Genomic DNA, 13597 nt, shown 5'->3' with positions numbered 1-13597 from the left:
TTATATTTATACAATAAACAATTAACAATCGCACAAGAATGATTATAGAATATATTGAGAATAATTGTAATAAGCATTATTTTCAACTTGAAAATAAAGTAGTCGAAAATTTATTTAACAAAGAGATTTATTAGAGTATTCAATATTTTACTTCGATGAAATAATCAGATATTTTATGTTGTTGATTGCTATCCCAAAAAGTGCTAGTACTTCTATTATGTCTACAATCGGTGAGTTACATACTATTGAAGCTATACAGCAGACAGCAGATTACAAGCATTTTCCAAAGCCAAATGAGTTGAAGTATTTACATAATTTACATAGCGATATACGTGAGTTCAATAAGGAAATATGTCAAAAATGGGTGGATGATAAAGTTCTTTATAAACAACATATATTTCCTTCTAGGAATAATGTTGAATTATTAAGAAATACGAGAAAAGTTGTTCTTTTAAGAGATCCTCATGAGGTGATTTTAGCTTATCAGAGAGGAGTTGAAAGCGGAATACATAAAATGTTTAAAGGGTTTAAATATGGATTGACCTCAGATAATTGGTTAGATAAATGCAAAAAAAATGGATTGTTTGACGATCTTTTGTTGTTTTATAATGGTTGGAAGGAAGTTAATGATGAAAATACTTTAATTGTAGAATTTGAAGAATTTAAAAAATCCCCTGCTAAAATTATCCGTTCAATAGAAGTTTTTTTTGATCTAGAATTGACTAAAAGAGAGTTTGAGGTGCATAGAAAACGTTATTCAAAAAGAAAACAATCTATTTACAGAAAGTTTCGTATTTGGATAAAGAAGAAGTATACCAATACAATTTATTCTATAAATTTATTAACAGATTTAGGATGGTTTCCAAAAATTAAAGATGAAAATTGAAAAAAAGAAGAAAATTGCTGGAAAATATATTTTTTCAGGTCTCTTCAAAACAACTATCCAAATACTCGCTGGTTTTGTTATCTTCAGATGGATAGATCCAAAGTCTTTAGGCTATTGGCAAAGTTTTACAGTTATTGTTAGCTATCTAACTATTCTAAATCTTGGCGTCACGGTAGGTATAAATAGAGAAATTCCATATTGGATAGGTAAAGGAAATAACTCGAGGGGATTAACTCTTTTGCAAACAGCCAAATATTATGTGAGAATACTTGGGTTACTTATGATTTTAATTGGGTCATTGTTTGGACTGTTTTTTTACATTTTTGAAATAATAAACTTAGAAGGATTTACATTTTTGATTCTTGCCTTAGTTTTAACGACGTTCAATCTAAACGTTGATCTTTTCGGTGCTACATATAGATCTTCATCAGCATTTAATAGGCTAGCTAATATTCAATTTGTATTAACTGTTTTATATATTCTTTTTATTCCGTTGATATATTATTTTGAAATTTGGGGATATATTTTTTATTTATTGCTAATTTCTGCAAAAACAGTTTTTTTGTTAAGCTGTTACAGTCCATTAAAGGCAAAGCATAAATTTAGAAAAGAAGATTTCATCTATCTAGTTAAGGTAGGCTTACCAATTTATTTCTGGAATTATGTGAATTCTCAAATACAAAGTTTCCCAAGATTAGTATTGATATTGATAGGTACACCATATTTAGTTGGTTTATATGCTCCTTCTTGGAGTATTAGACAGGCGATGCTTAACATACCAAAATATACAAATCGCTATTTGTTTCCTCAAATGTCACATCGATATGGTAAAACCGATAGTCAAAAGCAGGTCAGCCAATTTGCCATTAGATCTGCGATTTATTTATTTTCACTGACCTTTTTAGGAGGTGCTGTTTTCGCTTATTCCTTGAATTATATTTTTCCTGTGTTTTTTCCTGAGTATCAAGAAGGTATTGTAGCTGCCCAAATTATGATATTTTCTGGTGTGTTTTATGGAACAAATCTTATATTTCATAATGCCTTGAATGCCTTGATGAATATTAAAATTTTTAAAACGATAATAGGTTTAAAAGTTGTCACGATTTTTCTAACTACTTATTTAGCAAGTAATATTTTTTCTTCACTATTAGTTGCAGTTTCTATAGGTTCGCTATTATCTGAAATGGTTGTAGCTATTTTATATTATATAAACCTAAACCGATTGAAATGAAACCTAGATTTTGTAAATATTTAATTATGATATCAAGTACGTTTCAATTTTTAAACGTGACAGAGTATTTAGGGAAGTATGGGATTGAAAGAAGAAATTGCATTTTGGTTTTGATGTCTAAGCGAAAAAAAGTTAATCATCAGATTCTTGAACTGTTCAATGATGAAAAATTTGCTGAAGTTATTTTTTTATTTGACCAAAAGAGGATTGGAATATTTAGGGCCGAATTTTTGGCTAAGAAAAAGTTAAAACGATTAAGTTTTGAAAATATTATCATTGGCAATTTATATAATATTTGGTGTGAGTATTTAATAAATCTACATGAATTAAACCATAAGCCAGTAGTGGTAGATGACGGAACACTAACAATTGTCATATCTTATAACAGAAAAAAGAAAATTACACCAAAATCAAGGCTTTTAAATCGTGATTTTATTTTCAGTCAGTTTTTTTTAAGGACAAAGAAGAAATATAAAGGACCATATAAATTTTTTACAATATTCGATAATTTGGAATTCTCAATAAACGATACAATTGAGAATAATGACCTAAAGCAATCAAAAAGTACATATTCTGTGCCAAAAAATGACAGTCCTGAAATATGGATTTTGGGTACACCTATTGTTCAGAAAAAGATGATTTCTGAATTAGATTATTTATCTATGATTAAAAGGATAGAAAAATTTGCAAATTCTAATCAATTAGGAATTAAGTATTTTAAACATCGTATCGAAAATCATTATGAGTTCCCAATTTGTCAATTTGAAAACTCTAAACCTTTTGAAATATTTTATTTAGAAAGTACAATTACACCGAAGTATATAGTGAGTTTTTATTCGACTACATTATTTACAATGAATAAATTAGGTTATTCTGGGAAATTAATGTTTATCAATATATCTGACGACAAAAAGAAACAAGGGGACTGGTTCAATATTGAGCTGGTATATGATGTTTTAAATCGTAGCAAGGAAATAAAAGATTTTGATGAAGATTTTATTTAAGTTAGCACTGTTATCTATATTGATCTATTTGACCGCCGATATTGCGATTCGTAATGATGAAGGAGGCTCACGTCCTATTGTCCAGGCAATTGGTGGGATAAGCCTGATTCTTGTTTCCTGGTATAATTTAAGGAACCTGTCTATTTACAGTAAGTTGTCAAGTAGACTAACCTTTTTTAAATTTTGGAGATTGTTCATAGGTCTGATGATTATTTACTATTGTATAGGTTTTAATAGTATTCCATCATACCATGTCACAAATAGTCCAAGAGATTTGGTTATTGCTATTTACATATTCGCAGTAGCTTTATTTTTCTTTTATGGAACAATACGTCAACACTTATCTGTTGGCTTACTTAATACTTTAATTATAGTTGTTCTTTTTAATGGGCTTTTTGAAATTTTTTATGCTTTTATAACAGCGCGTAATATAGATGGTGTTGATGTCATAAATACTTCTGCTGGCTATATCTTTGTTATGATCTTACCATTGTTGCTCTTCAAGTTTCAAAAATATAATATTTGGATTTTTATAATCGCTTTAATATTGACAATGCTCACAGGGAAAAGAGGGGCTTTGGTGATTTTCATTTTTTTGTTTTTATACGGCTTGTATAATTTTAGATGGATAAAAAAAACGTTTAAACTAAACTGGAAAATTCTATTTTTCCTCGTTTTAATTGTCTTTGGGTATCTTTTCTTTATTGATTCCGCATTCGAAAGCTTAGAATATAGACTATTAACTATTCAAGACGAGAAAAGAAATATGATAGCATCAGGAAGAGATGTTATATGGCAAACATTATTGACTAAATGGTTGGACTCTGATTTTATCGGTATTATTTTTGGTTATGGATTTTTCGCAACTATTAGTTTAGGAGGGAATTTTGCTCATAACGATTTTATCGAATTTCTAGTGGATTTTGGTGTTATTGGGTTAATAGTTTATTCATTGGTATTAATATTTTATTTAAGAAATATTGGTTGGATAAAAAAAATGAATCGTTATTTAAAAGTTTTATTGTTGTTCTGCTTTTTAATATGGTTAGGGCGAGCAATTATTGCGGGAACTATTCGTACGGATCAAATTATTCTATCTATGAGTATTGGTTATCTCTTTGGCATAGCTATAAAACAAAAATTTCTTTATGAGTAAGAAAATTAATACATTTATTATTGGTGCTCAAAAAGCCGGTACAACAAGTTTATATGATTGGTTAGGGCAGCATCCATTAATTGATGCTCCAAAAGAGATTAAGGATTATCATTTTTTTTCTGAAGATGGAATTTTCTCAAAAGGATATGAACATATAGAGTCATTTTATCGGTTGCGAGGATCAGAAATTCGTTTACATAGTGCTGTTAATTATCTATATTTTGATGAGTTATGTGCAAAAAGAATACATGATTATAACCCAGAAGCCAATCTTATAATCTGTCTTCGTAATCCTGTAGATCGGGCAATTTCTGCCTATAAGTATTTCGTAAGAACTTTGAGGGAAAATAGATCATTCTCTGATGCTATTGCTAGAGAATTAAATAAAGAGTTAAATTCTTATCAAGAATTATCAAACAACTCATATGTTGCTCATGGTATGTATTCCAATCAAATTGATACATACCTTAGTTTTTTTTCTAGGAATCAGATAAAACTAATTTATTTTGATGATTTGATTCATGAGCAAAAACAGGAAGGAGTTTTAAGGGACTTATTAGATGACTTAGACATAGTTAGTTTTTTTAAATTTGATTTTATTCATTTGAATGCCTCTTCAACACCTCGGATTAAGTGGTTAAACTTATTAATGCGGAATCCTCAGGTTACAGACATAATTAAACCTTTTTTTTCATTCAGGTCTAGGAAAAGAATGGCCAAGTTTATTGAACAAATAAATATTTCAAATAAACCAATTGAAATTGAGATAACAGATAAAGATATAATGTATCTAAGGAGGGTTTTTGAAGATGAACTAAAGAAATTAAAGCGGTTTTCGAATCATTCATCAATTCAGAAATGGATATGAAGGTGTTGATAAATGTGCCGTGTCTTTCTCAACCTGGTGGTGTTTCAAATCATTTCATTGGTCTGAGATGTTACTGGAATAATCAAGTAACTTATAATGTTATTGGAAGACGAAATAATTATTTATCGTATTTGATTTTGATATATGATTATTTCAAGTTTTTTGTAAAATGTCTGTTTGTAAAATATGATGTTATTGTTTTAAATCCATCCTTAGGCAAAACTGCCATCAAAAGAGATGCGTTATTTCTAATAATCAGTAAATTTCTAAAAATTAAAACAGTTGTTTTTTTTCATGGATGGGATAGTGAAGCGGTTAATAAGATCGAAAATAATCCAAAATATTTTGTTAGAGTGTTTAATAAAGCAGACTCTATTTTGGTTCTAGCAGGTTCTTTTAGAAAAACTTTATTGAAATGGGGAGTTAAAAAACCTATTTATTTGACAACAACAAAAGTAGATGATAGATTGTTAAAAGGATTTTCTATGGATTCGAAACCTATCGAGTCTACTATTCTTTTTCTAGCTAGAATAGAAGAGAATAAGGGTATTTTTATTATTCTAGAAGCATTTAAACATATCTTGAAAAAGTTTCCGAATGTAAAGCTTATAGTCGCAGGTGAAGGTGGTGCTCTTAATCGAGCCAAGAAAAAAGTCAAAAAAGCACCAATTAAACAAGTAGAATTTCTAGGAAACATCAATGGTAATTTGCTTATTGATACTTTTAGAAGGTCATCCATCTATGTTTTGCCAACAACTCACGGGGAAGGAATGCCAACCTCGGTGATTGAGGCCATGGCGTTTGGATTACCTGTAATTACACGGCCAGTTGGAGGTATAAATGATTTTTTTGAAAATGAAAAAATGGGCTATTTAATGGATAGTTTAGATCCAAAGGACTATGCAAATGCACTTATAAGACTAATTGAGAATCCAGATAGATGTAGTCAAATAGGAGAATATAATCATAACTTTGCAAAGGAACATTTTCTAGCGAGTAAAGTAGTAAGGCAACTTGAAAATTTATTGATGAATGGTTGACTTTAAAGATTCATTTTTAAGACTAAATGACTATTGTGAATCCGAAGATTATAAAGGATGGGACCCCTATGATGGACTCAACTCAAAATTTTTTCAAGCCCTACCAATGAAGTATTGGGATTTGGCAAGGTTAGCATGGATTCAAGGTTTTAAGCGTAGTCCCATCAATTTCCGAAAATTGTTTTTGGTACCTAAGGAACATAATGCCAAAGGTGTAGCCTTATTTTTATCAGGGTATTGCAAACTATACCACGCAGCTAAAAATGGAGATGATATTTTCGGCTCCCAAACGGAGTTGCTTAGAAAAATAGAAAACATTACTGGGTTATTATTAAGCCTTAAGAACAATGAGTATTCTGGAGCATGTTGGGGTTATAATTTTGATTGGCAAGCTAGAAGACTATTCTTATTTAAAAAACACACCCCTACTGTTGTTGTAACATGTTTTTGTGTTGAAGCCTTAATTGAAAGTTATGAAATCACAAAGGACGAATCTGTAATTGAAGTTGCAGTATCTGCAGCAGAATTTGTGCTAAAGGACTTAACAAGAACACCATATGGCGAAGGCCATATTTTTTCGTATAGTGTGTTAGATGGCAATAACACAGTAATTAATGCGTCCTTGCTAGGTGCAAAAATATTAAGTTATGCCTATAAATACAGCCAAAAGCTTGAGTATTACGATGAAGCTAGAAAAGCAGTAATTGCGGCTTGCAATATGCAAGAAAAGGACGGCTCTTGGATTTATGGTTTATTACCTGTTCAAAATTGGAAAGATAGCTTTCATACTGGATTTAATTTAGATGCCATAGCTACGTATCAAACGATTACCAAGGACCAATCATTTCAAAATAATATTCAAATAGGTTGGGAATATTATAAGGAGAATTTTTTCGAACCTGACGGAAAGTCAAAATATTATCACAATAAAACCTATCCTATTGATATACATTGTCCTGCACAGGTAATTGTTACAGCCTCAAAGCTTAATGAATTTAAAGCGAATCAAGATTTCTTGAAACTCATTTTAGATTGGACGATAAAGAATATGCAATCAAAGAATGGTTATTTTTATTATCAATATAGAAGAGGCTTTAGCTCCAAAATATCTTACATGCGTTGGAGTAATGCATTTATGTTTAACGCTATGGCTCATTTCCATTTAGAATCTGTCAAATAATATGAAGTCAGTATTATTAAATAGGGTTTTAACTTATGCTCCTGAATCAAGAGGAGAACTAATTGATTATGCTTATACGAATAAGAAAATTCTAGTTGCGGTTAATGCAGAGAAGATATTACACGCTACTGAGGAAAGTCGCAGAATAGTTAGTAGAAATCTTGGATATCCTGATGGTATAGGTGCTGTATGGGCATTACATAAAAAGGGATATAAAGATGTTAGTAAAATTCCTGGTTGTGAATTGTGGCTTAACATTGTTGAAAGGTATTACCAATCCAAATCATTTTATTTAATTGGAGGTAAGAAAGAGATTATTGATACTACTGTAAAAAAATTGAAAAATGAGTATAAAGGAATAAATATCTGTGGATATAGAAATGGTTATATTACGGAGGCTGAAACTAAAGAATTAATTGATGAAATAATAGCCAAAAAACCAAGTATTGTTTTTGTGGCTATGGGTTCTCCAAAACAAGAACTTTTAATGGAAAGACTTCAAAAAGAGCACAGTGCATTGTATCAAGGACTAGGAGGAAGTTTTGATGTATATACTGAGCACGTGAAGAGAGCTCCAAAATGGTGGGTTTCTAATAATTTGGAGTGGGCCTACCGTCTTATAAATCAGCCATCAAGAATTAAACGTCAAATACATTTGGTTCGTTTTTTTATTAATCTAACTTTGGGACGCTATTAATTGAATTTTATGCCGTTAGAAATGACAATAATTGCAGGTGCAAGACCAAACTTCATGAAAATTGCGCCTATTATTCACACATTAGATGAGGAGATATCAAAGGGAGTCAACATTAATTATCGCTTAGTTCATACAGGTCAACATTACGATAATAATATGTCTGGTAGTTTTTTTGAACAACTTCAAATACCAGAACCAGATGTAAATTTAAATTGTGATGGAGGTAGTCATGCTCAACAGACCGCCTCTATAATGTTAAGATTTGAAGATGAACTATTGGCTAATCCGGCCGATTTGGTAATTGTTGTTGGTGATGTAACCTCAACTATGGCTTGTGCGGTAGTTGCTCAAAAACTTCATACTAAAGTAGCACATATAGAAGCTGGTATTAGATCTGAAGATTGGTCTATGCCAGAAGAAATAAATAGATTAATTACAGATAGCATCACTAATTATTTTTTTACGACTTCAAAAAAAGCTAATGAGAATTTGATAAGCAATGGAGTTGATAAGAATAGTATCTTTTTTGTTGGGAATACAATGATTGACACATTGCTTAAGTACAGGTCTAGTTTTTTTGCGCCTAAAATTTGGAATGAATTGACTCTTGCACCAAAAGAATATATTGTTATGACCATGCATCGACCTGCCAATGTTGATGAAGAAGTACAATTAAAATTAATGATAAATGGGATAATGCAAAATTCTAGAGAATTGCCAATTATCTTTCCTGTTCATCCAAGAACCGCTAGAATATTAAAGGAATTGCAAATTAACCATCCACGTTTGCATACAACTGAACCGTTAAGTTACTTTGAATTCAATTATTTAGTTGAGAATGCCAAAGCAATAATTACTGATTCTGGAGGGATAACAGAAGAAGCTTCAATTATGAATATACCTTGTATGACTTTAAGAAATAATACTGAACGGCCTGAAACAATTTCCTTGGGGACAAATGTGCTAGTTGGCACGAACCCTGATCAATTGAAAAAATATTTTGACTTGCTTTTTAAAGGTGATTGGAAAAAGGGACAACCTATACCAAAGTGGGATGGTAAGACGTCAGAACGAATCATAAAGGTATTAGTTGATTTATATAAATAAGTCCATAAAATACAGTTGAGAATAATAATTTTGTATATTTCAAATACTTAGATTGCTACTAATCATCAACCATGTTTAAAACTTTATTTGAAGATTTTTCTCCGGCTAATCATATTGAAATTTGGCTTATTATAGCTTTTATCTTGTCACTGGTTTTAGCATATCGAACATTTCCGACTATACTTTATGTGGCCAAGCAACGAAATTTGATGGATGTCCCCGACGTAAGAAGTATTCACTCCAATAATACACCAACATTAGGAGGTATTGGGATTTTTTTGAGTTTGATTGTGGTTATGACCATTGTTGGAGCATTTTTGAATACTAAAGTCCTTCTTTTAGTAATGGGAGGACTAACCATACTCTTTTTTTTGGGTTTAAAAGATGACCTAACAGTATTGTCTGCTACAAAGAAATTTGCTGGTCAAATATTAGCATCTGGTTTATTAATTATCTTCACAGACACAAGAATAATTAGTTTTTCAACGATTTTAGATATCGATGTTTTGCCATATTGGGTTTCCATTACTTTTACAATGTTTGTCTACGTACTTATAATCAATGCCTTTAATTTAATAGATGGTGTGGATGGTTTAGCTGGAACTTTTGCATTAGCTGTAAGCGGATTATTTGTTTACTTTTTTGTTATCGAAAATGACTTGAGTTTGGCTACAATTGCCATAGCATTGTGTGGTGCCTTGATTGCGTTTTTAAAACTTAATTTTTCTAAATCAAACAAGATATTTATGGGTGATACAGGGTCGCTAATAGTTGGTTTTCTGTTGGCTTTTTTTACCATAAGTTTTATTAACATAGCGCAGTCCGATGATCAGTCTATATATTACCGCGATGCTCCAGCACTGGCATTTGCATTATTATTTTTTCCTTTAGCAGATACATTTAGAATATTTTTTATTCGAATTTTTATTCATAAAGCAAATCCATTTAAACCAGATAAGAATCATATTCATCATCGTTTTTTGGATATTGGTTTTACGCATTTACAAACAACATTAATCATTGTAATCATAAATCTTGTAATTATTATTATCGCTTTTAATTTGACACATTTAAAGTTAAATCACCAAATTTTCTTGTTATTGATTTATGGTTCTTTTCTATATCTGTCACCCTTTTTAATTAGAAAAAGGACTAGTAAAGATATATAAGTAAGTACTCCACTTTGTTTATGGTACAATTGCGATTATATTTGTTTAATACCGAATATACATTACATGAAAATTAGAGTTATAAGTGTTTTATTTTTGTGCATGCTATCCTCATGTGCCTCCAAGAAAAAAGTCCTTTACTTACAGGACGCTTCTAATGAAGGGATAAATAAAGTGAATTATGAATCTGCAAAAATTCAACCTAATGACATATTAAAAATTACTGTTGAGAGTTTAGTGCCAGAAGCATCAATACCATATAACAAAAATATTTCACAAGCTCAAATTGCCCAAAACCTGCAATTATTACAATTAGAAGGCTATTTAGTTTCAGAGCAGAATACTATTAATTTTCCTGTATTAGGGAAAATTCAGACTTCAAATTTAACAACTGAGGAACTACAGAATGAAATAAGGCAACAGTTAGTTTCTGGCGGACATTTATCCAATCCCACCGTCAGTGTGAGGTTGTTAAATGCTAAAATTACTATACTTGGTGAAGTTAATAAACCTGGCACATACAATTTTACTGAGCAAAATATTACCCTCTTACAAGCATTAGGATACGCTGGAGACTTGACAATTAATGGTAAAAGAGAAGATATTTTAGTTACGCGAGAGGTAGATGGTGTACGAAAAATTACTCATATAGATTTAACGTCAAGTTCATTTATGAGTGGCGATTTTTATTTTATAAAACCCAATGATGTAATTATTGTAAATCCAAATAACCCTAGAGTAAAAAATGCGGGTTTTATTGGAAACATAAATAATGTTTTAACAATTGCCTCATTGTTGCTAAGTGTTGCCATTTTAGTTTCTAGATAGTTTATGGATAATTCGTTTAAGAGTATGATGGCTTTTCAAGAAGAGGAAAGTTTAGATTTAAAAAAGGAGTTGAGGCGATATCTAAATTATTGGCCTTGGTTTATTTTAGTTACACTTTTGACATTATTTAGTGCTTACGTTTATTTAAGATATGCGCCTAAAATTTATGAGACAACTGCCAAGGTGAAGATATTAGATGAGTCTGATGGACTTGAATTACCCACCTCAGCATTTATTTTTAAACGTTCTAACATCAATCTTGAAAATGAGATTGAAATATTAACTTCCTACATTATAATTGAGCGAGTCGTAAGAGAGCTAAATTTAAACACTAAATTTTTTGAAGAAGGTACTATTCAAACATCACCTGTTGCAAAATTACCATTTGAATATGACCAATTAATAAGTTCAGATAGCATCACTGGTGACGATACCTATAAAGTAATTCTTGAGAATGATAAATTCGAAGTAATAAACGTTACCACGGAACAAACCTATTTATTCCAAAACCATAACTCTACAATTGTGGAGCACGATTTACCCTTCAATATAATTTATAATAAAGGGGAAGTGTTGGAAGATGTAATTGGTAAAACCTATTTGATAAACTTTAACACTATTGAAAAGGCTGCTCTCTTGCTGAAATCTCAAATTGAAGTTGAAGCAATCGGTGAACAAAGTGATTTATTACAACTCACTTTAAAAGGAGAGAGTTTTGAATTGTCTGAAAGTATTTTGGATACTTTAGTAAGTGTTTTTAATAAAGATGGAATTACGGATAGACAATTAGTTTCACAACGCACTATTGATTTTATTGATGATCGGTTTGCATTTTTGGCAAACGAGTTAGACGATATTGAAGTTGATCGACAAGAATTTAAACAGGATAATAATCTTATAGATCTTGATACAGATGCAGAATTGGGTTTAAGACAAAGAACTAAATCAGATGAGGAAGTTTTTACAATTGAAAACCAATTGGCACTAGCCAAATTATTGAAAGAGGCACTTACAACAACTGAGTCAGATTTATTACCTGCAAATATTGGTTTGCAGAATCAAAGTATAAATAATTTAGTTAATGAATATAATACAACAGTTCTTGAGCGTGATAGGTTAGCTAGTAGTGGAGGTATTAATAATCCTGCAGTTAAATTAGCTACGAATACTATAGAAGATTTAAAGTCTAATATTAATCGATCGCTCAACTCTTATATGGCTCAATTACGAGTCACTCAAAACCAAATAAAGTCTAGAAATAAAAAATTTATTGGTCAAGTATCTCAAATTCCAGAAAAGGAAAAGTTACTGAGGGCCATTGAGCGCCAACAGAAAATAAAAGAGAGTCTATATTTATTGTTACTCCAAAAACGTGAAGAGGCAGCTATCAATCTTGCAATTACTGAGCCTTCAATAAAGGTTGTTGAAAATGCATTGTCAAGTGTTAAACCAATTTCTCCAAAAAGAGGAATTATATACATTGGGGCTTTTTTGGCAGGATTACTAATTCCTTTTGGTTTCCTGTATTTAATGTTTACGCTAGATACAAAAATTCATGGGAAAGATGATTTAACTAAGGTTTCCTCTGAAATTCCAGTAATTGGTGAAATACCAGATTTAAAAAAGAAGCAAAATTTAATCTTCAATGATCCTAATGATAGAAGTGCACTTGCAGAATCCTTTAGAATTTTAAGTTCAAACGTTGATTATATTCTGCCAGTACAGGATAATGAAAAAAGTAAAGTCATTTACTGTACATCAACAATAAAAGGTGAAGGCAAGACCTTTGTGAGTCTAAATTTATCCCTGGCACTATCTAGTATAAATAAAAAGGTACTTATTATAGGTGCGGATTTGAGAAACCCTCAAATTCATTCTCACATTAACGAGGATAAGCATAGACCTGGTTTATCTAATTATTTACATGATATAGATTTTAATTGGAAAGAAGCCATAATAAAAGGATTTGAAAAGCATCCTAACCATCACATTATTTTATCCGGTAGTATACCTCCAAATCCAGCTCATTTATTAACAAATGGGAGGTTTAAAACCTTAATTGAAGAAGCAAAAAAAGACTACGACTATATAATTGTGGATACAGCTCCAATCATTTTAGTTACAGATACAATGTTGATTTCGCAATTAGCTGATGCGACAATCTATATTGCGCGCGCTAATTACACAGAAAAGAAATTATTAGAGTTTTCGAAAGAACTAAATGAGGCTGGTAAACTTAAAAATATGGCCTATGTTATAAATAGCGTTGGAGCAAGTAAGTCTTATGGTTATGGCTATAATTATGGCTATAACTATGGCTACGGAAGTGGTTCTTAATCTCTAGTGAAAATTTACTTATTGGCCATATGATATTTATCATGATTTATCTGGGTTTTCTGAGGTACTTTTAATAGTGAATCATAAAATTACT

At 30.8% G+C, this 13597-nt stretch carries 12 protein-coding genes; all 12 read left to right on the top strand.

Features of this window, described 5'->3' with window-relative positions:
- Positions 1-175: 175 nt before the first annotated feature.
- Positions 176-886, top strand: coding sequence for a sulfotransferase domain-containing protein (locus tag ACRHOC_RS00530; protein WP_431156539.1), 711 nt, complete (start codon positions 176-178; stop codon positions 884-886).
- Complete coding sequence (locus ACRHOC_RS00525; RefSeq protein ID WP_431156538.1) at positions 876-2117, top strand: lipopolysaccharide biosynthesis protein; 1242 nt, start codon at positions 876-878, stop codon at positions 2115-2117. The genes ACRHOC_RS00530 and ACRHOC_RS00525 overlap by 11 nt, the downstream gene beginning before the upstream one ends.
- The gene (locus ACRHOC_RS00520; protein ID WP_431156537.1) at positions 2114-3121 is read left to right on the top strand and encodes a polysialyltransferase family glycosyltransferase; all 1008 of its coding nucleotides are present in this window, start codon (positions 2114-2116) and stop codon (positions 3119-3121) included. Before ACRHOC_RS00525 ends, ACRHOC_RS00520 begins: the two co-directional genes overlap by 4 nt.
- On the top strand, positions 3105-4277 hold the full coding sequence (locus ACRHOC_RS00515; RefSeq protein WP_431156536.1) for an O-antigen ligase family protein: 1173 nt from the start codon (positions 3105-3107) through the stop codon (positions 4275-4277). Before ACRHOC_RS00520 ends, ACRHOC_RS00515 begins: the two co-directional genes overlap by 17 nt.
- Positions 4270-5145 (top strand): sulfotransferase family protein, encoded by an 876-nt coding sequence (locus ACRHOC_RS00510; protein ID WP_431156535.1) that lies wholly within the window; start codon positions 4270-4272, stop codon positions 5143-5145. The genes ACRHOC_RS00515 and ACRHOC_RS00510 overlap by 8 nt, the downstream gene beginning before the upstream one ends.
- Positions 5142-6185 carry a glycosyltransferase family 4 protein gene (locus ACRHOC_RS00505; RefSeq protein WP_431156534.1) on the top strand — a complete coding sequence of 348 codons (1044 nt, stop codon included), beginning with the start codon at positions 5142-5144 and terminating at the stop codon, positions 6183-6185. Before ACRHOC_RS00510 ends, ACRHOC_RS00505 begins: the two co-directional genes overlap by 4 nt.
- Entirely contained in the window at positions 6178-7365 is a 1188-nt protein-coding gene (locus ACRHOC_RS00500; RefSeq protein WP_431156533.1) for a delta-aminolevulinic acid dehydratase, read from the top strand. The genes ACRHOC_RS00505 and ACRHOC_RS00500 overlap by 8 nt, the downstream gene beginning before the upstream one ends.
- 1 nt (position 7366) lies before the next feature.
- Positions 7367-8062 carry a WecB/TagA/CpsF family glycosyltransferase gene (locus ACRHOC_RS00495; protein WP_431156532.1) on the top strand — a complete coding sequence of 232 codons (696 nt, stop codon included), beginning with the start codon at positions 7367-7369 and terminating at the stop codon, positions 8060-8062.
- Positions 8063-8083: 21 nt separating this feature from the next.
- Positions 8084-9169, top strand: a complete 1086-nt coding sequence (gene wecB / locus ACRHOC_RS00490; protein ID WP_431156531.1) for a non-hydrolyzing UDP-N-acetylglucosamine 2-epimerase — start codon at positions 8084-8086, stop codon at positions 9167-9169.
- A gap of 71 nt (positions 9170-9240) precedes the next feature.
- A complete protein-coding gene (locus ACRHOC_RS00485) occupies positions 9241-10338 on the top strand; it encodes an MraY family glycosyltransferase (RefSeq protein WP_431156530.1) in 1098 nt (365 codons plus the stop codon).
- 66 nt (positions 10339-10404) lie between these two features.
- Positions 10405-11166, top strand: coding sequence for a polysaccharide biosynthesis/export family protein (locus tag ACRHOC_RS00480; protein ID WP_431156529.1), 762 nt, complete (start codon positions 10405-10407; stop codon positions 11164-11166).
- Positions 11167-11169: 3 nt separating this feature from the next.
- The gene (locus ACRHOC_RS00475; protein ID WP_431156528.1) at positions 11170-13503 is read left to right on the top strand and encodes a GumC family protein; all 2334 of its coding nucleotides are present in this window, start codon (positions 11170-11172) and stop codon (positions 13501-13503) included.
- Positions 13504-13597: the final 94 nt, after the last annotated feature.

This window comes from Winogradskyella poriferorum (assembly GCF_050618035.1).
Taxonomy (GTDB): Bacteria; Bacteroidota; Bacteroidia; order Flavobacteriales; family Flavobacteriaceae; genus Winogradskyella; species Winogradskyella poriferorum_A.
The sequence above is the reverse complement of the archived record's forward strand: the minus strand, read 5'-3'. Positions and strand labels throughout refer to the sequence as shown.

Excerpts from the sequence above, each read along its gene's own strand:
- ACRHOC_RS00525 (WP_431156538.1), top strand. The coding sequence starts at position 876 with ATGAAAATTGAAAAAAAGAAGAAAATTGCTGGAAAATATATTTTTTCA.
- ACRHOC_RS00515 (WP_431156536.1), top strand. The coding sequence starts at position 3,105 with ATGAAGATTTTATTTAAGTTAGCACTGTTATCTATATTGATCTATTTG.
- ACRHOC_RS00530 (WP_431156539.1), top strand. The coding sequence starts at position 176 with ATGTTGTTGATTGCTATCCCAAAAAGTGCTAGTACTTCTATTATGTCT.
- ACRHOC_RS00475 (WP_431156528.1), top strand. The coding sequence starts at position 11,170 with ATGGATAATTCGTTTAAGAGTATGATGGCTTTTCAAGAAGAGGAAAGT.
- ACRHOC_RS00510 (WP_431156535.1), top strand. The coding sequence starts at position 4,270 with ATGAGTAAGAAAATTAATACATTTATTATTGGTGCTCAAAAAGCCGGT.
- ACRHOC_RS00485 (WP_431156530.1), top strand. The coding sequence starts at position 9,241 with ATGTTTAAAACTTTATTTGAAGATTTTTCTCCGGCTAATCATATTGAA.
- wecB (WP_431156531.1), top strand. The coding sequence starts at position 8,084 with ATGACAATAATTGCAGGTGCAAGACCAAACTTCATGAAAATTGCGCCT.
- ACRHOC_RS00500 (WP_431156533.1), top strand. The coding sequence starts at position 6,178 with ATGGTTGACTTTAAAGATTCATTTTTAAGACTAAATGACTATTGTGAA.
- ACRHOC_RS00480 (WP_431156529.1), top strand. The coding sequence starts at position 10,405 with ATGAAAATTAGAGTTATAAGTGTTTTATTTTTGTGCATGCTATCCTCA.
- ACRHOC_RS00505 (WP_431156534.1), top strand. The coding sequence starts at position 5,142 with ATGAAGGTGTTGATAAATGTGCCGTGTCTTTCTCAACCTGGTGGTGTT.
- ACRHOC_RS00495 (WP_431156532.1), top strand. The coding sequence starts at position 7,367 with ATGAAGTCAGTATTATTAAATAGGGTTTTAACTTATGCTCCTGAATCA.
- ACRHOC_RS00520 (WP_431156537.1), top strand. The coding sequence starts at position 2,114 with ATGAAACCTAGATTTTGTAAATATTTAATTATGATATCAAGTACGTTT.